This window comes from Halobacterium zhouii (assembly GCF_021249405.1).
Taxonomy (GTDB): Archaea; Halobacteriota; Halobacteria; order Halobacteriales; family Halobacteriaceae; genus Halobacterium; species Halobacterium zhouii.
Genome location: NZ_CP089594.1, coordinates 104,567 through 126,109 on the forward strand (window position 1 = coordinate 104,567; position 21,543 = coordinate 126,109).

20 protein-coding genes are annotated in these 21,543 nt (G+C 65.6%); 11 read left to right on the plus strand and 9 right to left on the minus strand.

What is annotated here, in order from left to right; translation table 11 throughout:
• The first annotated feature begins 231 nt into the window (after positions 1-231).
• Positions 232-1,452 (plus strand): hypothetical protein, encoded by a 1,221-nt coding sequence (locus LT970_RS13530; protein ID WP_232688716.1) that lies wholly within the window; start codon positions 232-234, stop codon positions 1,450-1,452.
• 75 nt (positions 1,453-1,527) lie between these two features.
• A complete protein-coding gene (locus LT970_RS13535; RefSeq protein WP_232688717.1) occupies positions 1,528-2,097 on the plus strand; it encodes a hypothetical protein in 570 nt (189 codons plus the stop codon).
• Positions 2,098-2,173: 76 nt separating this feature from the next.
• Here LT970_RS13535 and LT970_RS13540 read toward each other — a convergent pair whose 3' ends face one another.
• The 4 genes from LT970_RS13540 to LT970_RS13555 all read right to left on the minus strand — a co-directional run bounded on the left by LT970_RS13540 (position 2,174) and on the right by LT970_RS13555 (position 3,986).
• Entirely contained in the window at positions 2,174-2,383 is a 210-nt protein-coding gene (locus LT970_RS13540; RefSeq protein ID WP_232688718.1) for a hypothetical protein, read from the minus strand.
• Between the two features lie 139 nt (positions 2,384-2,522).
• Positions 2,523-3,362 carry a beta-keto acid cleavage family enzyme gene (locus tag LT970_RS13545; RefSeq protein WP_232688719.1) on the minus strand — a complete coding sequence of 280 codons (840 nt, stop codon included), beginning with the start codon at positions 3,360-3,362 and terminating at the stop codon, positions 2,523-2,525.
• Between the two features lie 176 nt (positions 3,363-3,538).
• A complete protein-coding gene (locus tag LT970_RS13550) occupies positions 3,539-3,769 on the minus strand; it encodes a hypothetical protein (RefSeq protein WP_232688720.1) in 231 nt (76 codons plus the stop codon).
• Positions 3,756-3,986 carry a hypothetical protein gene (locus LT970_RS13555; protein ID WP_232688721.1) on the minus strand — a complete coding sequence of 77 codons (231 nt, stop codon included), beginning with the start codon at positions 3,984-3,986 and terminating at the stop codon, positions 3,756-3,758. Before LT970_RS13555 ends, LT970_RS13550 begins: the two co-directional genes overlap by 14 nt.
• Before the next feature lie 363 nt (positions 3,987-4,349).
• Between LT970_RS13555 and LT970_RS13560 the strand changes: the two genes are divergently transcribed.
• A complete protein-coding gene (locus LT970_RS13560) occupies positions 4,350-6,326 on the plus strand; it encodes a right-handed parallel beta-helix repeat-containing protein (RefSeq protein WP_232688722.1) in 1,977 nt (658 codons plus the stop codon).
• Positions 6,327-6,438: 112 nt separating this feature from the next.
• On the opposite strand, the gene LT970_RS13565 is transcribed toward LT970_RS13560, so the two are convergent.
• Both LT970_RS13565 and LT970_RS13570 read right to left on the minus strand, forming a co-directional pair.
• Positions 6,439-7,962: a flippase gene (locus LT970_RS13565; RefSeq protein ID WP_232688723.1), complete on the minus strand. Its 1,524-nt coding sequence runs from the start codon at positions 7,960-7,962 to the stop codon at positions 6,439-6,441.
• Entirely contained in the window at positions 7,959-9,611 is a 1,653-nt protein-coding gene (locus LT970_RS13570) for an alkaline phosphatase family protein (protein WP_232688724.1), read from the minus strand. Before LT970_RS13570 ends, LT970_RS13565 begins: the two co-directional genes overlap by 4 nt.
• Positions 9,612-9,937: 326 nt before the next feature.
• On the opposite strand from LT970_RS13570, the gene LT970_RS13575 reads away from it, so the two are divergent.
• Positions 9,938-11,545: an alkaline phosphatase family protein gene (locus tag LT970_RS13575; protein WP_232688725.1), complete on the plus strand. Its 1,608-nt coding sequence runs from the start codon at positions 9,938-9,940 to the stop codon at positions 11,543-11,545.
• A complete protein-coding gene (locus LT970_RS13580) occupies positions 11,545-12,546 on the plus strand; it encodes a lipid II:glycine glycyltransferase FemX (RefSeq protein ID WP_232688726.1) in 1,002 nt (333 codons plus the stop codon). Before LT970_RS13575 ends, LT970_RS13580 begins: the two co-directional genes overlap by 1 nt.
• Positions 12,547-12,601: 55 nt before the next feature.
• On the opposite strand, the gene LT970_RS13585 is transcribed toward LT970_RS13580, so the two are convergent.
• Positions 12,602-14,005 carry a right-handed parallel beta-helix repeat-containing protein gene (locus LT970_RS13585; protein ID WP_232688727.1) on the minus strand — a complete coding sequence of 468 codons (1,404 nt, stop codon included), beginning with the start codon at positions 14,003-14,005 and terminating at the stop codon, positions 12,602-12,604.
• A gap of 139 nt (positions 14,006-14,144) precedes the next feature.
• On the opposite strand from LT970_RS13585, the gene LT970_RS14645 reads away from it, so the two are divergent.
• The 4 genes from LT970_RS14645 to LT970_RS13600 all read left to right on the plus strand — a co-directional run bounded on the left by LT970_RS14645 (position 14,145) and on the right by LT970_RS13600 (position 17,391).
• Positions 14,145-14,267 carry a DUF7331 family protein gene (locus LT970_RS14645; protein ID WP_269785481.1) on the plus strand — a complete coding sequence of 41 codons (123 nt, stop codon included), beginning with the start codon at positions 14,145-14,147 and terminating at the stop codon, positions 14,265-14,267.
• A gap of 172 nt (positions 14,268-14,439) precedes the next feature.
• Positions 14,440-14,727 carry a DdfA family disk-determining factor gene (gene ddfA / locus LT970_RS13590; RefSeq protein WP_232688728.1) on the plus strand — a complete coding sequence of 96 codons (288 nt, stop codon included), beginning with the start codon at positions 14,440-14,442 and terminating at the stop codon, positions 14,725-14,727.
• Between the two features lie 39 nt (positions 14,728-14,766).
• On the plus strand, positions 14,767-15,402 hold the full coding sequence (rdfA, locus tag LT970_RS13595) for a rod-determining factor RdfA (RefSeq protein ID WP_232688729.1): 636 nt from the start codon (positions 14,767-14,769) through the stop codon (positions 15,400-15,402).
• 54 nt (positions 15,403-15,456) lie between these two features.
• Positions 15,457-17,391: an archaea-specific SMC-related protein gene (locus tag LT970_RS13600; RefSeq protein ID WP_232688730.1), complete on the plus strand. Its 1,935-nt coding sequence runs from the start codon at positions 15,457-15,459 to the stop codon at positions 17,389-17,391.
• 143 nt (positions 17,392-17,534) lie between these two features.
• Here the strand turns inward: LT970_RS13600 and LT970_RS13605 are convergent, their stop codons facing one another.
• Positions 17,535-18,680: an acyl-CoA dehydrogenase family protein gene (locus LT970_RS13605; RefSeq protein WP_232688731.1), complete on the minus strand. Its 1,146-nt coding sequence runs from the start codon at positions 18,678-18,680 to the stop codon at positions 17,535-17,537.
• A gap of 352 nt (positions 18,681-19,032) precedes the next feature.
• Here LT970_RS13605 and LT970_RS13610 point away from each other — a divergent pair, with 352 nt between their 5' ends.
• Positions 19,033-19,263 (plus strand): DUF1328 domain-containing protein, encoded by a 231-nt coding sequence (locus LT970_RS13610; protein ID WP_232688732.1) that lies wholly within the window; start codon positions 19,033-19,035, stop codon positions 19,261-19,263.
• Positions 19,264-19,420: 157 nt separating this feature from the next.
• Positions 19,421-19,870, plus strand: a complete 450-nt coding sequence (locus LT970_RS13615) for a DUF6789 family protein (RefSeq protein WP_232688733.1) — start codon at positions 19,421-19,423, stop codon at positions 19,868-19,870.
• Between the two features lie 28 nt (positions 19,871-19,898).
• On the opposite strand, the gene LT970_RS13620 is transcribed toward LT970_RS13615, so the two are convergent.
• Positions 19,899-21,461 (minus strand): FAD-dependent oxidoreductase, encoded by a 1,563-nt coding sequence (locus LT970_RS13620; protein ID WP_232688734.1) that lies wholly within the window; start codon positions 21,459-21,461, stop codon positions 19,899-19,901.
• Between the last annotated feature and the right edge of the window lie 82 nt (positions 21,462-21,543).

Below are 21,543 nucleotides of genomic sequence, written 5' to 3' on the forward strand. Positions count from 1 at the left end.
CGTCTCGTCACTGTTTTGGTATAATTCTGCTTTCGTGGTCTGGAGCACGCACAAAGCGCGCTACGGGGTGGTTCTGGTGGAGTCTGCGTATATAATTCACACTCATCCATGCATCTACTCTTCTGGAAATTTCCCTCACCTAGCTATGCTACTCCCACTATTTCTTGACCACCATTAGGACGAATTCATCTATTAGTTAAGTTTAAGTTCCTACATCATAGTTACCAATTCATGTCGGAAAAAATACGGAAACTCGACAGAATGGGCCGACGTCGATTCATCAAAACCCTCTCTGGAATCGGGGTCTCCGCTACAGCATTGAATTACCTCTCACAGGAATCACTTGCGGACACCGTCGGTGACATTTCTGACGAGGTACCCGAAGTAGCCCTCCTCGCGTACAACAATCCCGACGCCACATTCAAAGACGCTGATGAAACAGGACGTGCTCCCATCTACCGTACAATTCCCCGGCACCGGTGGCAGATTAACCACGCCGCGATGAACGCTGCCAAACGTGTTCAGCAAGCCGTCGAAAAACAACTTGGCGGCAAGCAGGACGATGTCGGCGTGGAAGTTCGAAGCGATGGAGACTCCGTTGCAAACCGGATTGTCATAGTATCTACAACCCTGGAGGGGTACACAGACTCTACAACTGATCTGGATGCAATTCACGACGCCACTCCACGGAAGGCACAGGGTGTCGTCGGATCCGGGCAACATGAATACAAGCAACAATTCCCCGTTGATGTCGAAGAAGTCCATGTCATCCCACAGCACTACTATGACTCGGACTACGACGGCAGTATTCCCGGAGGATGCGAACTCGGCATTCAGGTCGAATTGGCTAACTATTTCGGCACCTCAACCTGCGGTGCAGTACGCGAGGACAATCACGGAAAAGCCATGATAAGTGCTGGCCACTTCATTGATAGAGCACACCCATCTGATGTCAATGAAGTCAACCAACCGCAATACGGGGAGGTTGTTGGGACCCACGGTTGGGATTGGGAATCGGGATACTTTGATGCCGGCTTTGCGTACCATAACGAGGGAATCTCCCAAGGAACTCAACTCGCCAACGACTCTGGTGGGCGAAAACCGGAACAAATCGATGGTATCATTCCATATAACGCAATTAAAGGGTCCATTGGCGATGAATCCTACTCGCTCAACATTCAGGGATGTAGAACCGGCCACCACGATGTCTACCCAACAGGCATCCGAATGGGGCCGAATGAGAATGATTACCAGTTCAAGACCAGCATCGGTGATACCAAAGAAGGGGACTCCGGTGGCCCTCACTACAAGTACGACAACGGTTACATCTACATCGGTGGCGTCCACGCCGGCATCTCGAAGGAGGATAACGAACCCGTTGCGACGTCCGCAGAGTATGTCGAAAATCAGTTCAATCTGAAGATTCCGCACCTAGGAAGGGACAAACTCTAACAAGTTCGCAACATAATCTATCGTATTCCATCAATGTACCGTCGACAGGCTCTCACCAAACTTGGTTCTGTGTCCATGCTCACACTCGCCGGTTGCCTCAAGCAGCGTTCAACTGACTCCTCCTCACAAAAACAATCAATGCAGGTTTCAGGTGGCGAACTCCCCCCCGAGTCAGACCTGACAGTATCACTCTCCGTCACACAAGATATCGGCACGACCCAACCACCATCCCTCAAGGTGACCTTCGAGAGTGAACGTCCTATCCAGGCCAATTTCGGACCGTACCCCCCGTTGAGCAGCCCTATCGCCAAACAGAAACAGGGAACGAACGAGTTGCTGGTGATTCCGAGCGAGTTGACCGTCGACGGCTCGAAATATTATCTTCCGGCGGACGACGATGTCGAGTCGTTCGTGCCCAGTGATCGCGTCGACGGCTGCTGGACGGCGAACTCAGATATCGGCATGATTCGGCAGATTGGCTGGGGCCGGGAGATAACACCAGCAACGCCAACCTCGCGGGTGTTCCACGTTCTGAACCATCCCGAGAACAGCACGTGTTTCGCCCAAGGCGAGTACCACGTCACGGATTCCTTCGGCATCGGCGAGAACTCGTACACCTGGGGGTTCGATATCGTCGTTCAGTAATCCTCGTCTTTTCAGCCGTTTCCCGCTACAGAACGTCTATCTGCCGCCGCTGGCTGTCATAGACCCGTCGCCCGCCTCAGTCGTCGGCCGGCTGGGGTTCGGCGGTCGGTTCGACGGCCTCGCGGTAGACGTCGCAGTGCTCGCAGTGGTCGAAGCGGTCGCGGTCGTTGCAGACGTCCGCCATCATCGGTGAGACGAACGAGTCCTGGGCCGCGCAGTACGGCCGCTCGTGGTCGAACTCGTGCTCGTCGTCGCTCGATCGGTATTCGAGGAACGGGCAACCCATGGGTCAGGACAGGTCACCAGTCGACGTTGTTATGCGGGTGATACCGTCACCAATTGGCGCCATCTCGTCGTCGTTCGGCCATCACTCGAAAATAGAACGTCGCTCGGCGTTACAGCGGTACTGAGGTGGGCCTGCCCGGTCACTCGGGGATGCCGAGTATCTCGCGGGCTTCGTCGGGCGTCGCCAGGTCGCGCCCGAGTTCCTCGGCGATGCGCGCGGTCCGCCGCACGAGCTGGGCGTTGCTCTCGGCCTGCTGGCCGCGCTCGTAGTAGAGATTGTCCTCCATGCCGACGCGCACGTGCCCGCCGAGGATGATGGCGAGCGTCGTCAGCGGGAGCTGGTGCTGGCCGGTCGCGAGCAGGTTGAACTCCGCGCCCTCGGGGAGGTTTCGGACGAGATTCAGGACGTTCTCCGGGCTCGGCATCGAGAACGTGCCGCTCCCGAAGATGATGTTCACGTAGTACGGCTCCTCGAGTAGCCCCTTCTCGACGAGTTGGTGGGTCTCGTTCAGGTGGCCGTTGTTGAACACCTCGAGTTCCGGCTTGATGCCCTTCTCGCGCATCTCCTTCGCGAGCGCCTCGATGTTGTGACGGGTGTGCTGGGTGATGATGTGCTGGTCGCGGTTGAACGGCCCCATGTCGAGGCTCGCCATCTCCGGCTGTGGGTCCGTCCGGATGCCCTGTAATCGCTTCTCGAGGCTGCTCTGACCACCGGTCGTGTTCTGGATGACGATGTCCTCACACTCCGCGCGGATCGCGTCGTTCACCGCCTGCAGGCGACTCGCGTCGTTCTCGCCGTGTTCGTCGCGGCCGTGAACGTGGACGATGGCCGCGCCCGCTTTCTCGCACTCGCGGACCTGCTGGGCAATCTCCTCGGGTTGCTCGGGGAGATTCGGGTTGCTGTCCTTTCCGTGCACGCCGCCGGTCGTCGCCACCGTCAGAATGAGCGGTTTCCGCTCCAAGTAGTCCTGGTATGTCATGCTGATGTCGTGCCGACGCCGCAGTCGATTGCGCGTCGGCTCCTGAAGGCGGTACTCCGTTCGGGCGCTTTGTATTGCCGTGGCTACTCCCCATCGCTGGCGCGAAGAAAGCTCCTACTGCGAGCGAAGTAAGCCCGGATTACTCCGCGACATCGACGACGGCCGGCGACTGCGGTCTACAGTTTCGTGGCGAGATCACAGACCGCGTTGGGGTTGGCGACGATGAAGGCGTCCTCTTCGAGGAGGTCGCCATCCTCCGGGAGGAACACCCACTGGTCCTCCCCCATCTGTTCGGTCCTGATGAGATCCCACTCGAGTGGTTCGTAGCCGAGGTCGTCCTCCGGGTCGGGGTCCGACCGGACCTCGTCCCACTCGCCGGGTGCATCAAGCATCTCAGTTGCCCCCATCGGCGACGTCGTCGGACAGAACGACTCGAGACGCCTCGGAGTGGTCGTCTACTAGTAGCGCCCCGTTACCGGTGTCTGACCGGCTTCCGAACCTGATCTCGCTGGTCTCAGCACTGCCCATGCGCGAGTTGCTGGACGCGCCGTCACCCCTGTTCGTCGGCTGGGTGCTGGTAACGAGTTGTTTCTTCATAGTCCGTCGATACTGGGCTGCTGCCATAGAATGGTAGCATAGGGTTACGCAAAAAGGTCTTCTGCCGAAGTTATTGCCAGGCTGAGGTGACAACGACGTGGTTTTACGGCCAGTTCATTACCAACTCGACGCGGAATTCTGGTGACTACGGCCACCGTGGTACGTGACCATTACCGCGAGTGACCCCTGGGTCGACTGTCACAGCGGAACCGGTGGGTCGGGCGGCCACGCGCTAGGGTCGGCTTACCTCGGTCGCGGATGAGATAACGTGTGGTTACCGTCGAATCCCGCCTTCATCGTCAACTGGTAAGCATCGGGCTCTGAACTGACCGTTATCGACGGATGAACCCGTGAATTCGCTTATGGCATTTACGTATATCATACCAGACCATGGCATCAGACGAAAGCCAAAGTTATGATGATAAAGATATACTTACCAGCCGGCGCGGCTTCGCGAAACTGCTCGCGAGCGGCGTCGCTGGTGCCTCGCTGCTGTCCGCCGGCGCTGTCGACAGGGCGGCCGCAGCGACCACGGTCAACCTCGGCGACGAGGGACTGCAGAGCGGGGACGTAATCGACGATTACCTCGCCCAGCACCTCGAGAGCGGCGTGGAAGTTCGTGTCCCCGCTGGCACGTACGAGTGGCAGGGCAGCGGTCTCGACGGGAGCTACCAGAACGCCGCGCTCGTCGGCGAGGGCGACGTCTCTTTCGACTTCACTGGCGACTACTGGAACGTGAACGCCTTCGCGGTGGGTGGCGGCGACTTCACCATCCGGAACGTCACCGTCCGCGGGCCGATCAACTCGAACGACAATAAGAGCCGATTCCGCTTCGACGCCCGGGACCCGGACTCGACGGTCACGCTCGACAACTTCAACCTCCCCGACGGCGAGGAGGGGAAGGGTCGCGCCATCGGCATCTACGTCGGCCACGAGCACCAGGGCCACGTCCACCTCACCAACTGCCACGTCGAGGGCTTCCCGAACAACGGCCTCTACGCCGGCCCGTACGGCAAGCCGGACGGCGGCGGCGGGCAGGTCACCGTCGAGAAGTCCTTCTTCAAGAACAACAACATCGACGCCGTCCGCCTCGGCGGCACCGGGGACACCATTCGGGACTGTGTCATCGTCCAGGACGAGGTGCCCGCCTACTACAACGGCGCGAAGAGCGGGCGCGGCGTCCGCGTGCGCTACCCCGGCGAGAACGTCACCATCGAGAACGTCCACATCACGTCGAACGCCTCCTCGCCGTTCCTCGTGCCCTCGCGAGCGAACGGACCGAGCGGGAACGTGAAGAACCTCTACATCGAGAACAACACCGGCGGGACGGCGGCCTACGTCGAGAGCGGGTCGTTCACCGCTGACACCGTCCACGTCACCGGGAGCGGGAACCAGAACGTCACCGGCTTCGAGTCCGCCACGAACGTGGTCTCCGGGTCCAGCGCCGAATCCCCGGCCACGTCGCTGTCCGAACTCGACATCGACATCGGCAGTGGGGACATCACGGACGGCACGTCCACCGACTCCGGGGGTGAAAGTACTGGAACGACCGACTCCGATGACACGTCGGGAAACGGGAGTAGCGGGGGCGACACGTCCTCGCTCGAGCACACACTCACCGTCGAGGGATCCACGTCCGGCGAGAAGCACTACCACTTCGAGACGTCCGGGGAGGTCCAGGCCGGTTCGATGATCAACCCGGACGACACCGTCAACACGAGTTCCGTCGACGGCACGATGTTCTCCTCGGTCGACAGCTACCAGTTCTCCGGGAAGGTCACGGAGTTCACGAGCGACAACCTCGACGAACTGACGGTGTACGTCGACGGGAACAGGGTAGACCCTGCGTCGTTCAACAGTTACCCCAACGAGATCGTCTTCGAGGGATGGGGGCAGTCGGCTAAGGACTACGCCTTCGCCGTCTCGGGCGAGGTCGACGCCGGGGGCGACATCAACCCGGACGACAGCGTCTCCGAGAGCTCGGTCGACGGCGCCGTCTGGTGGAGCGTCGACCACTACTCGTTCTCCGGGGACCTCACGGAGCTGAACGTGCCCGCGCCGGACGACGTCACCGTCACCGTGAACGGAACGGAGATCGACCCCGCAGAGTTCGGGTCCGAGCCGCTCCCCAACCGCCTCGTCGTGGACGGCACGCGAGCAACCGGTGAGGCGACGTACTCCTTCGAGGTGAGCGACACCGTCGAGAAGAGCACCGACCTCGGCGACCTGGAGGCCAGCGACCAGATCTCCGGAACGACCGTCACGGGGACTGTGGGCGACGAACTCGACGCCTACCGGTTCGCTGGCGACCTCGAGTCCGTCGACGTCGACGGCGCCGCCCTCATCACCATCGAGCAGACCAACTGACTGGACCGACATCCGTCAACTCCTGAAGGAGAGAGTCCGCTCGCTACGCGTCGCCAGGTAAGACGCCCCAGCGGCGAGGCGTCATCGCGGGGGACGCCCAGCCGTCGGAGCATCACCGCTGGGGGAGATACCGGCGGACGTACGGCACCTGGAGGCCGATCTGGTCCTCAACGAACTCCAGGGCGATCCAGTCTTCCGACTGGAGACAGCCCGCCAGCGAGACCACTGCGACGGTCGCGGCGCCGGCAGCGACCAGGAACGGCACCAGCGTGACCGCCGTCAGCGTGATGAACTTCGAGAGCGCGTAAGCCGGGGGGAACAGCGTCAGCGGAAGCACCACGTACGCTCGGACGGACCACGACGAGAACGGCGAGATGTCGTAGCCGACGAGCAGGATACCCGAGACGACGGCGTTCATCACGAGAAACGAGGCGGCCGACGCCACTGCCGCGCCGACGAGTCCGTAGTGCGGGATGAGCAACAGGTTCGCGGCGACGTTGACCGTGAACGCGAGCGTGTTGCTCACGAGGAGGTACGTCGTCAGGCCGAGCGCGGACAGCGTCTCCCGGTTCCGGCCGAGTATCGCGTTCGCGAAGAAGCCGATGGAGAGGATGACCAGCGCGGGCGCGCCGCCGGTGTAGGCCGGGCCAAAGAACACGCGCAACACGTCCGCCGGAAACATCACGAACGTCAGGAACGCGGGGAACGTGACGACGTATATCCACTTCGTCGTGGTCTGGTAGATGCGGTCCATCTGCTCGCGCTCTGACCCCGCGTCGAGGCGGGACATCATCGGGAGGTAGAGGAACCCGAACGACGACAGCACCATCAGGATGCCGCCCGCGAGCGGACGCGCGGCGTTGAACATCGCGACCTCGTGGCTGCTGGTGAGCGCGCCGAGCATGATGGTGTCCGTCCGGGTGAGCAACTGGCCGAGGATGCTGGCGACCACGAGGGGCGCGGAAAAGCGGAGCAGTTCTCGCGCGTGCGTCTGGAACTGTCCGACGAGCGGGAGGAGGCGGTGCAGGAGGTAGTGTGCAACGACACAGGACGCGGCGGCGGCGACGAGGTACGCGTACCCGACCGCGACGAGGTCGTAGCCGACCGCCACGAGCGCCACGATGAGCGCGATCCGGCCGAGCGGGAACAGCAAATCCCGGGCGATGGTCCGGTAGACAGTGTGTTCCATGCCGCGGATGCCGCCGAGGCCGAGTCGCATCCCGACGAGGAACGGGAGCGCGAGGACGAACGTCTGGACGACGCGCGGGGAGTCCGGGCTCTCAAACAGGAGGGCAGCGATTTCGGCGGCGTTGGCGTACAAGAGCGCCGTCACGGCGATGGTTGCGACGCCGACCACGGCGACCGCGCTGACCCAGACGCCGCGCCGGTCGGCGGAGTCGTCGAACCGCGTGATGTAGCGTGCGATTCCCTGGCCGAACCCCAGCATCGCGAGGGTCGCGCCGAGGCGGACGATGGCGATGCCGATGCTCGCCTCGCCGAACGCCTCGGGCGTGAGCAGGCGACCGATGACGACCCGTTCGACGAGCGTCGACCCGGAGTAGACGAGGCCGCCGAGAAGGACCAGCGTCGCACTCGACAACAGCGCGGAGATGTTCTCGTCCGCGCCGGCGCTCATATGTAACCGAGGTCCGCCAGGGAGTCCGTCACTTCCTCGCGGGCGTCCTCGACCGCGCGGTCGGTGCCGAAGGGCACGTCACCGTAGTCCGCCCGCTCGGTGGGGACCGAGAGGGCGTCCCGCGGGGCCGTTCCGGTCATCCGCTGTGGGACGGGGTGACCCAGCAGCGCCATGACGGTGGGGGCGACATCGGTCAGCGAGAGGCGGTCCGGCGTCGCTGCGTGGTCGAACCCGGGGCCGTGGCCGATGAAGACGCCCGTCGGGTCGTGGTCGTGGACGTCAGCCGGCACGAATTCGCGCCCGTAGAGGTTCGTCGACAACACGTGGTCTGCGTTCCGGGGGTAGACGATCACGTCCGGCGCGTCCTCGACGTACGGGCCGTCGTAGACGGCTTCGCGCGGAAGGACGGACTCGAAGGCGGGTTCGCCGTCGGGCGTCTCCAGGTCGGTCAACAGAGATATCAGGTCGTCGCGGACCTGCTCGTACTCCGCCTGTGGAACGGTCCCCGAGGGCTCACGGCCCTCGAGGTTGATGCGGACGCCGAGGTGGGAGGAACTCCGGCAGTACGCCCGCGAGGCGCGCCAGTCGACCCCTTCGCCGGCGGACTGTCGGACTTCGTCGGGGATCACGTCGACGAGCAGGTCCTCGATGCCGACGGCCGCCGCTAGCGCGTACACCCGCCCTGGCGTGACACCGACGCGCGAGAGCGCACCCTCGACGGCGCTGACGCCGCCGGTGAGAAGCGACGACGAGTCGTCGCCCTCGTCCGTTCCCGCTCCCGTTCCCTCGCCCGCCCCCATCAGTCGGCGTTTCTCCGCGCCGATGGAGACGGTGCCCGTGTCGCTCGTGGCCTCCACGTAGCCCGCGCGGCGCAACACGTCGTTGAGCTGTATCTGGTACCCCTCCTTTCGCCCCATGCCGTGGTCGGAGCAGACCACGACGTTGACCGGGCCGTCGACCGCGTCGATGGTCGCCGCAGCGAGGTCGTCGGCGGCCTCGTACACCGCGCGAAACGCTGCCTCGTCGTCGAAGTTGTGGAAGACCGCGTCGGTCTTCTGGACCTGTACGACCGCCAGTTCCCACTCCCGGTCGGACAACAACTCGACGGCGGCCCGCTTTCGCGCGTCGATCAGGTCGAGGTACCCCTGGAGTTTCTCGTCGGAGTCCTCGGCCACCTCCCCCGCGGAGTATATCCGGTACTCCTCGCCGATAGCGGCAGAAAGGTCGTCGCGGATTCCCTCGGGGTGTCCCGCGTCGGCCTCGCCCCCGAGGTAGCCCGGAATCAGTGCGCCCTCGATGGGTTCCGCCGGATGCGTCACCGGGACGTTCAGCACGGTGGACCGGACGCCGCGCTCGGAGAGGTAGTTCCAGAGCGCGGGCGCGTCCACGTCGTTGCGCGTGACCAGGCGGCCGTCGTCGGGGTAGTCGTACGTGAAGAAGCCGTAGACGCCGTGGTGGCTCGGGTCAGTGCCCGTGTACATCGACGGCCACGCGCTGGCGGTCCAGGGCGGATGCGTCGAGTCCAACGGGGCCGAGACGCCCTCGGCCCGCAGTCTCGAGAGCGTCGGCGTGACGTCTTCGAACCGGTCGAGATACCGGTCGTCGAGCGCGTCGAACCCCAGCACGAGCGTTCGAACACCGTCAGGCATCCAGTGACCACCCCACCGTTCCGTGGCCTCGTCCGGCGCCCGCGCGAGTGTGTCTGCAGACGTGCATCTATCGGTGAATTTCTCCGCCGCACAGGTTTGTTATGCGGCGTCTGCCACGCGAGAAGCCAGCAAGTAATCCGCTTCCGTCTATCGGATTCCGGCCGAACCCCGGGCGGTTCGACAGCGCAGCGCCGTCGCGAACACCGACGCGAGCGGCCGTTGCCGACCTCCGTTTACGAGCGGCCAGCCCGACACGTTTGGAAGCAAGTGAGTACAAGCCGGAAGGAGACACATAACAAACCCGCTCGGTGGCGTTTCACCGGTACATGACCGAGGCCTCCGAGAACCGTGTGCTCCTCGTCGGCCTCGACGCCGCCTGCGACGCCGTCCTCGACCCCCTACTCGAGGACGGGCGACTGCCGACCATCGGGTCGGTGCTCGCAGACGGCGTCAGAGGCAGACTCGAGTCGCAGTTCCCGCCCTGGACACCGAGCGCGTGGCCGTCGTTGTTCACCGGGACGAACCCCGGGAAACACGGCGCGTACGGCTTCCTCTCGTTCGACGGCTACGACTGGGACGTCGTGAACAGAACCCGCGTTCGACAGCACGCACTCTGGGAACTCCTGGACCACCACGGGCTGTCGAGCGTCGTCGTCAACGTCCCCGTCACACATCCACCCCGGCCGTTCGACGGCGCGCTGATTCCCGGGTACACGGCGCCCGAGGATGCCAGCGGCCACCCCGACGGCGTGCTCGACGACGTCGAAGCCGAGCTCGGGCCGTACTCGGTCTACGGCGAGCACCACGACGACCCGGCTGACGCCCGGGCGGAGTACGAGCACCTCGTCGAATCCCGGGGGGACGCGTTCTGTCACCTGGTCGAACGCGTCGACCCCGACTTTGGCTTCCTCCAGTTCCAGCAGACCGACACCGTGTTCCACGAACACCCCGGGGGAGAGGAACTCGTCGCCGCGGTGTACGAGGCCGTCGACGAGCAGGTCGGCCGCGCAATCGACGCCTTCGACCCGGACACGGTGGTGCTCGCGAGCGACCACGGCATCGGGCCGTACACCGGTAGCGAACTCCGCGTGAACGACTTCCTCGCGGAGCGCGGGCACGCCGAAACCACGAACGAGGGCGACGCCCCGTCGTGGTCCGAGCTCTCGCGGACCCGACTGCGCGGCGAGGGTGACGACGGACCCAGCACGCTGGCCCGCGCGGTCGGCGCGCTCTCGGCCGTCGGCGTCACCAGCCAGCGACTCGGGAGCGCCCTCGACCGACTGGGGCTGGCGGACCTCGCGCTCCGCGTGGCGCCCAGCGACGCCGTCCGCGCGGGCGCAGAACACGTCGATTTCTCGGAGTCGGCCGCGTTCATGCGCTCGCGGGTCGAATGTGGGGTTCGGCTCAACGTCGCCGGCCGGGAACCTGACGGCGTCGTCGACCCCGACGAGTACGAGGCCGTGCGGGCGGACGTCATCGACGAACTCGCAGCACTCCGCCTTCCCGACGGCGGCCCCGTCTTCGACCGGGTGCTGCCCCGCGAAGCCGTCTTCGACGGCCCGTACGTCGAGGACGCGCCGGACGTCGTGCTCGTTCCCGCCAACTGGAACCAGTTCCTCTCGGCGTCCATCCACGGTGAGCGCTTCGGCGACCCCTCCGAACCCTACAACCACAAACCACACGGCGTCGTCGCGGCGGCCGGCGACGGCGTCACCGCGTCGGCCGACCCCGGCGGCGCCCACCTCCTCGACGTCGCGCCCACCGTCCTCGCGGCGTTCGGCCTCCCCGTCGCCGACCACATGGACGGCAGCGTCCTGCCCGGGTTCGACCACCCCGGCACCGACACCTATCCCGCGTTCGACGCGGCCGACGCGGCGGCGACCGACGACGCCCGCGTCGAAGAACACCTCTCGAACCTCGGCTACCTCGAATAATGGCTCTCGACGTCAGACTAGCAACAGACGACGACCTCGACCAATGGAACCGCTTCGTCGACAAATCACCACACGGCACGCCGTTCCACACGCTGGAGGCCCTCGACGTGCTCGCGGACCACGCCGACGCCGACCTCTACCGATACGTCGGCTACAAGGGCCAGGAGCGGGTCGGCGTGTTCCCCGTGTTCCTGCGACACCGCGGCCCCGTGACCATGGCGTTCTCTCCGCCGCCCGGGCTCAAGGTTACCTACCTCGGCCCGGTCATCGCGGACAACCAGACGAAGACGCGGCGCAAGGAACGCCAGAACCGCCACTTCGTGCAGGCGGTGCTCGACGACGTCGAGGCAGAGCACGGACCCTTGTACTACCACGTGAAGCCCGCTGCGCAGTACCCTGACTCGCGCCCGTTCGTCTGGAACGGGTTCGAGAGTACGGTCAGTCACACGTACCACGTCGACCTCACGACCGACCGCGACGACCTCTTCGACGCGTTCAGTAGCGACGCGCGGCGTTCGGTCCGGGACTGCCGGGACGCCGACTGTGAGGTCCGTGAGGGCGATGCGGACACTGTCAGGTGGTTTCTGCCGCGACTCGCGGCCCTCCACGACGACCGGGACGCGGCCTTCGACATCACCGCCGACTTCGTCGTGGACCTCTGGGAGAGTATGCCGGAGGACGCTGCGTACGTCTACGAGGCGCGCGTCGACGGTGACATCGCGGGCGGGTGGGTGCTCCTGGAGTCCGGGGACACCGCGTACTACTGGCAGGCGTTCGCGACCCGCGAGGTCGACGTCGGCGTGAACGACTACGCCGTCTGGACGATGATGCAGGACGCGATGGACCGCGGCGTGGAGACGTTCGACCTCGTCGGCGCGAACAAACTCAATCTCGCGAAGTACAAATCGAAGTTCGCTCCCGACCTCGTCACCCACGAGGCTCTCGAACGCGGGTCGTACCCGATGCGGTTCGCGGCGAACGTCTACCAGTGGATGAAGTGACGGCGCCCGGACCGTAGCGGGCGGTTGCAACCGAACAGCGCCGCGACGCCGGCTATCACCCCTGACAGTACCCTGGGAGGTCGCCGGAATTCGATGTCTCGACGTTCGACGTGATGTACGCGGAGTCCACGGCGTGGATCGGGACGCCCGGCACGTCGACGTAGGAGTCTGCGATGCGGACGTCGCTGGCGTCCAAGAGGCCGATCCCGTTCCGACTCTCGCCACTCTCCTGGATGCAGACGTTGTGGATGGTGACGCTGTCGCGTTCGGTCACCTGGACGGCGGCCCCATCGCGTGCGGTGCCGGTGAACGTGACGTTCTCCACGTCGAGAACTGCGTCGGGGTTCGACTTCCTGACGAGTGGTTTCGCGCGGAGGCCAGTAACGCGGTCGGCGTCGGTGCGAACGTGGGTGTTCCGGATGGTGGCGCCCTCCGTCTGCGAGGAGACCGTGATCGCGCCGTCGCTGTACGTGACGTCCAGCATCTCGACGGTACAGTCCTCTACTAGCACGTTCGACCCGCCGCGCAGACGAATGCCGCGCATGTTCGGGAAGCCCTCGGGCGCGCGGTCACACCGGACGTGTACGCCGCGGACGTGGCTGTCGCCACGGATGCGCACGTTCGAGATGCCGCTGTTCATGTACACGCCGCCGAACACCTCGATGGTTCCCTCGTCGGGGGACGCGTACAGCGCGTTGTCGGGGAACCCCTGTATCCGGCAGTCCGCAAAGCGAATGTCGCCGCGGTTCGACCCGCCGACGAGCACGCCGCTGGCACCCGTGCCAGCCACCGCGCCGTCCGGGAGGTGGAGGCGTTCGACGAGCGCGGAGCCGTCAGGGTCGGTGACGTCGACCCGCATGATGTTGTCCACGACGTCGAGCGTGCCCCGGACTGAGATGTCGCGCACGACGAGGCCGTCGTCGACTTTCGCGTGGAGTACGCGTCCGCCCGTGTTCCGGTGGGTGAAATCGAAGGTCAGCCCCTCCAGGCGGAACCCCGACGTGTTCCCAGGGCCGGGCGAAAAGAGGTTGTCGCTGAACCCCGGCGGCACCACGATAGTGGCGTCGTCCCCGACCACGGCGACGTTATCGACGTCGCTCACGTTCCAGGGACCGGTCATCAGGTATCGGCCAGGCGGGAGACGGACGAGGCTGTCGTCGGTCACCTTCTCCTCCAGAATCGGCACGATAGAGCGCGTTCCATCCGACGCGTCCAGTTCCCCGAAGTCGACGACCGTGGAGAACGCGGACCTGTCGAGGTCGTTCGCCGGACTCGCCGTGGCCGCGTCACCGGTCGTCGGCGCGCCGGTCGCTGGACCGTTCGTCCCCGGACTCGTCTGCGTCGCGTCCGAGTCGGGCGTGCCACAGCCGGCAACCGACGCGGCGACTCCCGTCGCGAGCCACCGCAGGGCGTCACGCCGCGTCACGCGGTTTCGAGCGGACTCCTTCGACACACTCACACTCCTCGTCCACGGGAGATTGTTATGCGGTCTGTACGCCACGAGAACCGGACCGACACCGCTCGCGCCGGGGTCAGCGAACCACCTCAGTGCGTATCACGGTCTATTTACGCGTTCGCCCTCGTAACCTCTGCCAACCGTGGAACAGTCGACACCTACCGTCCCGCTCCGCCTGGAGACGTCGGACGACGGCGTCGTCATCTCGGACCCCGAAAACGACGACGCGTGGCTCCGCTCGGACGTCACTGCCTCCGTCCGCTGACGGGGTGACAGCCGACTGCGGTCGCACCGCCGAACCGAGCACGCTCCCGGCCTAATAAGGTAATGTTACCAACATTATTCCCGGTGTGCTGGTAAACATTTTAGTGGTACAACGGCCTACCCATCGGTACCTGGTGCTCCTCTACCGGAACACGGGTCATCGTTGACCAGAAATGAAAGACAACGATCACTACTCCACAGTCGAACACATCGACCGAGTCGACTGGTCGGGCGACGTGACACCGAGCACCACCATCGTCGAGGCCGTCGCGCGCGCTCGGAACTGCCGCCCGACCGACCTGGAGAGCCTCGACAAGACCATCGACACCGACGCGCTGAACGCCCTGTTCGCCCCGCGCCACGACGGCACGCAGCGAGGCAGCGGGTCGATCTCGTTCTCGTACAGCGACCGGGACGTCACCGTGTTCAGTGACGGCCAGATCGTCGTCGACGAATCGTGACCCGGGTCGTTTTTGAGAGTCGCCGACAACACACTGTCGATGACCGACGCTGACACCCCCGACGAGACCCGGTGCAAGGTCGGTCGCCTCATCGTCACGTACGACCTCCAGGAGATGGGGGCACACCTGGAGCGTCGCTGGACCGGCGCGGGCGAGGAACGCGCGAGTCTCCGCACGCTCGCCGACGAGTTCAACCGCCAACTCCTCAGGGTCGCGCTCGCGAACGCCGGCCACAACCCCGTCGAGCAGGACGTTACGACCACCTACGAGGTGCTCACCGACGACGACGTCAGCGAGGGCGCGCGCACCCAGAAGCGCCTCGAATTGTCGCGTGACGGCGTCGACGTCGACTCGCTACTCGGGGACTTCGTCTCCCACCAGGCCGTCCACACGTACCTCCGGCGGTACCGCGGCGCGGAGCGCGAGAGCGACGCCGCAGACCAGATCGAGAGCGACGTGGAGACGCTCCGGCGACTCCAGGCACGAACGGGGTCCGTGACGGCCGACGCCGTCGAGCGTTCCGCGTCGACCGAGCGCATCGACGTCGGGGAGTTCGACGTGCTCGTGAACGTCCGCGTGCTCTGCCAGGACTGCGGCGCGGACTACGAGGCCGTCGAGTTGCTGGAACGCGGTGGCTGTGACTGCGAGTCTGACCGCCGGAGCACGCAGTCGTGACGTGATCCGGTCGGGAGACGAAGAACTATAGGCCAGCACGAACTCCCGGGGTGTATGGACGAGTCCGCGGACCGACAGCCCGGGGCACGCCTCCACGCGAGGAACGTCGGCGGCATCGAGGAGGCGACCGTCGCCCTCGAACCGGGCGTGAACGTGCTGGAGGGTCGAAACGCGACGAACCGCACGTCGTTCCTGCAGTCCGTGATGGCGGCCCTCGGGAGCCGGAACGCGAGCCTGAAGGGCGACGCCGAGGAGGGACGCGTCGAACTCGACCTCCACGGCGAGCGCTACGAGCGGACACTCACTCGGGTCGACGGCGACGTGGTGTTCGGCGGCGACGGCGTGCTCGACGACCCGGATCTCGCGGACCTGTTTGCGTTCCTGCTGGAGTCGAACGAGGCGCGGCGCGCCGTCGAGCACGGCGACGACCTCCGCGAGATCATCGTGCGACCCGTCGACACGGCCAGCCTCCACGCCGAGATAGAGCGCCTGGAAGACGAGAAGCGGGAGATAGATTCGACGCTCGCGGACCTCGAGGACGTCGCGTCCCGGCAGGCGAACCGTGAGCAACGCGTCGACGAACTCGAGAGCGAGCGCGCTGACGTCCGCGAACGCCTCGCCGACGCGCGCGAGGACCTCGACGACGCCGACGACGCCGGGGAGTCGCCCGCGCTCGAGGAACTGAAGGAGGCACGCGCGGACCTCGAGGACCTCCGCTTCCGACTGCGAACGGAGCGGGAGAGCCTGGAGTCGCTGCGCGACCAGCGCGCTGACCTCGAAGCCGAGCGCGACTCGCTCCCCGAGGGCGACACCGACGTGGACGCGCTCGACGACCGGATCGACGACCTCCGCGGGGAGCGCGAGGAACTGGAGTCAACCGTGAACGACCTCCAGGGAATTATCCGGTTCAACGAGGAGATGCTCGAGGACGCGAGTGCGGTCGGCGGAGCGCTCGCGGACGGACAGCAGGCGTCCGGGGAGGACCATCGTTCGGACGGTGGCACGGTCACCGACGCGCTCGTCGCGGACAGCGAGGAGCGCGTCTGCTGGACGTGCGGGACGACCGTGGCGACGTCACGCATCGAGGAGACCGTCGACCAGCTCACGGAGCTCAGAGAGCAAAAGCTCTCCCGGAAGAGCGACGTCGCCGACGAACTCGAGGCGCTCACCGAGCGGCGCCGCGAGGCCGAAGCGACCCGGGAGCGCTACGAGGAGGTGACGGCCTCGATCGAGGACGTAGAGGACGAGATCGAGGAGCGCGAGGCCCGCGTCGCCGACCTCGAGGACGAGCGCGAGGAACTGGAGACGACCGTCGCCGACCTCGAGGCGGCGACGGAGGCAGACGACGAGGCCGGGACGGCACTCGAGACCGCGAAGCGCGTGAACGAACTTGAGGTCGAACTCGAGCGCGTCGAATCCGACCTCGCGGACGCCCGGGAGACGGTCGCGGAGCTGACCGAGCGGCTCGCCGAGCGCGAGGACCTCGAGGAACGCCGGGCGGAGGTCGTCGCCGAACTGACGTCGCTCCGGGAGCGCGTGGACCGCGTCGAGGAGAACGCCGTCGAAGCGTTCAACGATCACATGGAGACCGTCCTCGACTTGCTAGCGTACGACAACATCGAGCGCATCTGGATCGAGCGCACGACGACGACCGTCCGCGAGGGCCGGGAAACCGTCGAGCGGAGCGACTTCGACCTGCACGTCGTGCGCGCGAGCGACGGCGCGGCCTACGAGGACTCGGTCGACCACCTCTCCGAGAGCGAACGCGAGGTCACCGGCCTCATCTTCGCGCTCGCTGGCTACCTCGTCCACAACCTCCACGAGACCGTGCCGTTCGTGCTCCTCGACTCTCTGGAGGCCATCGACAGCGAGCGCGTCGCCGCGCTCGTGGAGTACGTGGCCGAGCACGCGGAGTTCCTGGTCGTCGCGCTCCTGCCGGAGGACGCCGCGGCCGTCGACTGCGTGGACAACCGAGTCGAGGAGATCTGACGCCCATGTCGTTACGGGCGTAGGTTCGTAACGGTCTGTGGGTCGCGTCGGTCCCGAAGGCCTGTGAGCTGTGTCGATTCCGAAGCCGTGATGAGTCGAGTCGGACTACCAGAATCGAGTGGACGGAAAGGGCGGCGGGCGCGCTACTCCAGCAGTTCGCGGGCGATGATGTTCTTCTGGATCTCCGTGGTCCCCTCGTAGATCTGGGTGATCTTCGCGTCGCGGTAGAACCGCTCGACGTCGAAGTCGTTGACGTAGCCCGCGCCGCCGTGGATCTGGACGGCCTCGTCGGCCACCTCGACGGCGATTCGGGACGCGAACTCCTTGGCCATCGACGCGAGCGCCGTCAGCTGTCCGTCCTCGTGTTCGACGCTCCACGCGGACTTCTGGGTGAGCGTGCGCGCGGCCTCGGTCTGCGTGTGCATCTCTGCTAGCTTGTGCTCGATTGCCTGGAACTCCGAGATGGGGCGGTCGAACTGCTCGCGCTCCTGGGCGTACTCGAGGGCGCGCTCGGCCGCGCCGCGGGCGATGCCGACGCCCTGGGCGGCGACCATCGTGCGCGTCTCGTCGAAGAACTGCATCTGCTGGAGGAACCCGCCGCCGCGGGTGCCGACGAGGTTCTCCTCGGGGACGCGCACGTCGTCGAAGATGAGTTCCGCGGTGTCAGACGCTCGGATTCCGAGTTTCCCCGTGATCTTGTCCGCCTCGAAGCCGTCGCGGTCGGACTCCACGACGATCTGACTGAAGCCGTTGTACCGGCCGCTGGCCTCGGGGTCGGTCTGGCAGAGCACGACGTAGAAGTCACCCACGGAGCCGTTCGTGATCCACATCTTGTTGCCGTTGATGACCCACTCGTCACCGTCCTTCTCGGCGCTCGTGGAGACGCTGGAGACGTCGGAGCCGACGTCGGGTTCGCTGATGGCCGAGCCCATGATGGCCTCGCCGGACGCGATCTGGGGGAGCCAGCGCTCCTTCTGGTCGTCGGTGCCGAACGCGATGATGGCTTCCGCGCCGAACCCGGCGCTGGAGATACAGAGCCCGATGCCGGGGTCAGCCGCGAACAGTTCCTCGACGATGATGGCCGTCTCCACCGGGGAGTAGCCCGCGCCGCCGTACTCGAGAGGGATACTCGGCCCCAGCAGGCCGGCCTCCGCGGCCTTCTCCATGACGTCGTAGGGATACTTCTCTGCCTCGTCGTACTCGGTCGCCACGGGCACGATTTCGTTCTCGCCGAACCGGCGCACCTCGTCCCGGATAGCTTTCTGCTCGTCGGTCAGTCCGAAGTCCATGCGTGTAGATACCGAACACCGCGACAAAAACACTCCTAAACGCAGGACAATCCACGCGGAGTTCCCCGGAGGTCAAGAGCCGACTTCGGCCTCGGGGACTCGACTGACGTGGAGCCACCCGGCCCCAGTATTATCGGATAGTAATGCCGAGCAGAAATACCAAATGTACTGTCCAATCAGTATTACTGGTTGGGTCGGCAGGAATCACTGCCGAGACACCGCGAAGTCAGCGCCCGAACTCGGTGGCCCCGGACACCGACAGCCAGACGTCACCGACATCGACGGCGATGCGGCCGGTAACCGACGACTTACAATCGTAGTGCGAGACGTTCGTCGATCCGCCACCACGCCCATGATACCATCGCTCGCCCCAACCCGTTCCGGCGCCGCGTTCGTACTGTCGTCCCTGACACCGCTGCAGGTGTTCTCCGGGGACTTCCTCTACTACGCCATCGTGTTCTTCGTACTCGCGATACTCGCCGCGCTGCTCGGCGCGCGCGGCATCGCCGGCATGAGCATGGAGATCGCGCGCATTCTCGTGCTCATCTTCCTGGTGCTCGCGGTAATCTCGCTGTTGCTCTAGAACAGCGGGCTCCGCGTTCACCGCGGAACCACCAGAACGTCACACGCGGACAGCACCATGACACGCACGAACAGTCGTCAGCATGACACGCACGAGTAGTCTCCAGCGAATAGTTCGAACCGTCAGTCCGCGTTCGTGGTACCCGTCACGGTCGGCGATGCTCTGGTCGGTGTATCACGGCGTCGTCGGTGGACTCGTCGCCACCGCCGTCATGACGGTCTACCGACTGCCCGTCTTCCACGCTCTGCCGCCGACGTCGGAGTTCTGGGCGACGTACCTCGGCGACGAGGACGCCGACTCCTACCCCCTTCGAGGGCTCCTGTTACACGCCGCCTACGGGGCGGGCGCCGGCGGCGTGTTCGGCGCGCTGTTCGCCGTCGTCGCCGAGCGATTCCCCTCCCGACGAGGAGTCGTCGGCGTCAGCACCGGGGTCGCGTACGGGCTCCTCCTCTCGGTCTTCGGCTCTCGCGTCCTCTTCGAACGCGTACTCGACGACGAACTCGAAGGCGACAGCGCGCTCGTCTTCCACGTCGGGCACGCCATCTACGGAGCCACCCTCGGAACGTGGCTGAGCACGCGAGACTCGGTCGAAGACGTGTACGACTAACGGCCGGTGTTCCCCTTCGTGGCCACGCTCACGTCCGGTCGGTCGACTCGAGGGCCGACAGCGCACCGTCGTACTCCTCGAGTCCGTCCACGGCGGGCGTGTCGATGACGCTCCCGTCGTGGTCGAACCGGGAGCCGTGACACGGACAGTCCCAGGTCCGATGGGCGTCGTTCCAGTGGACGAGACACCCCATGTGCGTGCAGACCGCGGACACCGCGTGTACCTCGCCGTCGTCGTCGCGGTAGACCGCAACTCGGTCGCCCTCCACCTCGAACATACCGGCGTCGCCGCGCCCCAACGCACGCACGTCCTCCTTCGATTGGTGCTCGAACCGGTCGCCGACGAGGTGCTTCGCAGTCGCCGCTCCGTGGCTGAGTAGCGCGCGCGTCGACGCAGTCGCCTCGAACCGGGTTGGGCGGTACACCTCCTGCCACGGCGACTCCCCCTCCAACACGAGGTCCGAAAGCACCCGCCCGGCAGCGGTGCCGTTCGTCATCCCCCACCCGCCGAACCCGGTCGCGACGTAGACGTGATCGGCGAACGGCGCGTGCAAGCCGACGAACGGGACGCGGTCGACTGACACCTGATCCTGGGTCGACCACCGGTAGCGAATCGACGCCACGTCGAACGCGTCCCGTGCGCTCCGCTCGAGTCGCCGGTACCGCGCCTCGGTGCTCCCGCCGGTCCCCGTGCGGTGGTTCTGTCCGCCCACGAGCACCGTCCGCTCGGCGGTCGACACCGGCCGAACGGAGAAGTAGGGGTCGCCGGGCCGGTAGTACAGCCCGTCCGGTGGGTCGTTCTCGAGTTCTACTGCGAGCACGTACGAGCGCTTCGGGTGCATCCGCGCGAAGTACAGCGCGCGGTCGTGAATCGGGAAGTGCGTCGCCAGCACGACGTCGTCGGCCATCACCGTTCCGCGGTCGGTGGTGACGCGACACGGGTCGCCGTCCTCCACGTCGACGGCGGTCGTTCGCTCGAAGACGTGGCTGTCGCCATCGTCTACCTCGTCCGCGAGCGCGAGCAGGTACTTCCGGGGGTGGAACCGGGCCTGGTCGTCGAACTGGACGGCGCCTGCGGCGTCGAGTTCCTCGGGCAGTGACTCCGTGTACGACGCCGGAAGGCCGAGCGCGCTCGCAGCGTCGGCCTCCGAGCGGTACTGCTCTCGGTCGTCGGCGGATTCGGTGTACGTGTACGCCGCCGTCCGCTCGAAATCACAGTCGATGCCCAGGTCCTCGACCCGGGCTTCCACGTCGTCGATGGCGGTCTGGTTCGCCGTCGCGTACTGGCGGGCGCGCCGCCGCCCGAACTCGTCGAGGAGGTAGCGGTAGACGAGGCCGTGCTGGGCCGTGAGTTTCGCGGTGGTGTGGCCCGTCACGCCCGTGAGAACGTGGTCGCGTTCGACGAGCGCCACCGACTGCCCGGCCTCGGCGAGTTCGAACGCTGTCGTCACGCCGACGATGCCGCCGCCGACGACAGCGGTGTCGACCGTGACGTCCTGGGACAGCGAGCCGTAGTCGGTCTCCGGCGTGGTGTCGAGCCAGACCGACGTCTGCTCTCCGGTCGTGCCGTCGTCGGGTCCGTGGGCAGTCATGTGGTGGTTGTCACTGAGTGGCGTTCGGTTCGGCACGCACCCAACTCAGCGGGTGCGTGCCGGCAGTCGTCGCGGCGCTGCT

Coding starts and splice junctions, on each gene's coding strand:
- LT970_RS13530 (WP_232688716.1), top strand. CDS start 232: ATGTCGGAAAAAATACGGAAACTCGACAGAATGGGCCGACGTCGATTC.
- LT970_RS13535 (WP_232688717.1), top strand. CDS start 1,528: ATGCTCACACTCGCCGGTTGCCTCAAGCAGCGTTCAACTGACTCCTCC.
- LT970_RS13540 (WP_232688718.1), bottom strand. CDS start 2,383: ATGGGTTGCCCGTTCCTCGAATACCGATCGAGCGACGACGAGCACGAG.
- LT970_RS13545 (WP_232688719.1), bottom strand. CDS start 3,362: ATGACATACCAGGACTACTTGGAGCGGAAACCGCTCATTCTGACGGTG.
- LT970_RS13550 (WP_232688720.1), bottom strand. CDS start 3,769: ATGGGGGCAACTGAGATGCTTGATGCACCCGGCGAGTGGGACGAGGTC.
- LT970_RS13555 (WP_232688721.1), bottom strand. CDS start 3,986: ATGGCAGCAGCCCAGTATCGACGGACTATGAAGAAACAACTCGTTACC.
- LT970_RS13560 (WP_232688722.1), top strand. CDS start 4,350: ATGGCATCAGACGAAAGCCAAAGTTATGATGATAAAGATATACTTACC.
- LT970_RS13565 (WP_232688723.1), bottom strand. CDS start 7,962: ATGAGCGCCGGCGCGGACGAGAACATCTCCGCGCTGTTGTCGAGTGCG.
- LT970_RS13570 (WP_232688724.1), bottom strand. CDS start 9,611: ATGCCTGACGGTGTTCGAACGCTCGTGCTGGGGTTCGACGCGCTCGAC.
- LT970_RS13575 (WP_232688725.1), top strand. CDS start 9,938: ATGACCGAGGCCTCCGAGAACCGTGTGCTCCTCGTCGGCCTCGACGCC.
- LT970_RS13580 (WP_232688726.1), top strand. CDS start 11,545: ATGGCTCTCGACGTCAGACTAGCAACAGACGACGACCTCGACCAATGG.
- ddfA (WP_232688728.1), top strand. CDS start 14,440: ATGAAAGACAACGATCACTACTCCACAGTCGAACACATCGACCGAGTC.
- rdfA (WP_232688729.1), top strand. CDS start 14,767: ATGACCGACGCTGACACCCCCGACGAGACCCGGTGCAAGGTCGGTCGC.
- LT970_RS13600 (WP_232688730.1), top strand. CDS start 15,457: ATGGACGAGTCCGCGGACCGACAGCCCGGGGCACGCCTCCACGCGAGG.
- LT970_RS13605 (WP_232688731.1), bottom strand. CDS start 18,680: ATGGACTTCGGACTGACCGACGAGCAGAAAGCTATCCGGGACGAGGTG.
- LT970_RS13610 (WP_232688732.1), top strand. CDS start 19,033: ATGATACCATCGCTCGCCCCAACCCGTTCCGGCGCCGCGTTCGTACTG.
- LT970_RS13615 (WP_232688733.1), top strand. CDS start 19,421: ATGCTCTGGTCGGTGTATCACGGCGTCGTCGGTGGACTCGTCGCCACC.
- LT970_RS13620 (WP_232688734.1), bottom strand. CDS start 21,461: ATGACTGCCCACGGACCCGACGACGGCACGACCGGAGAGCAGACGTCG.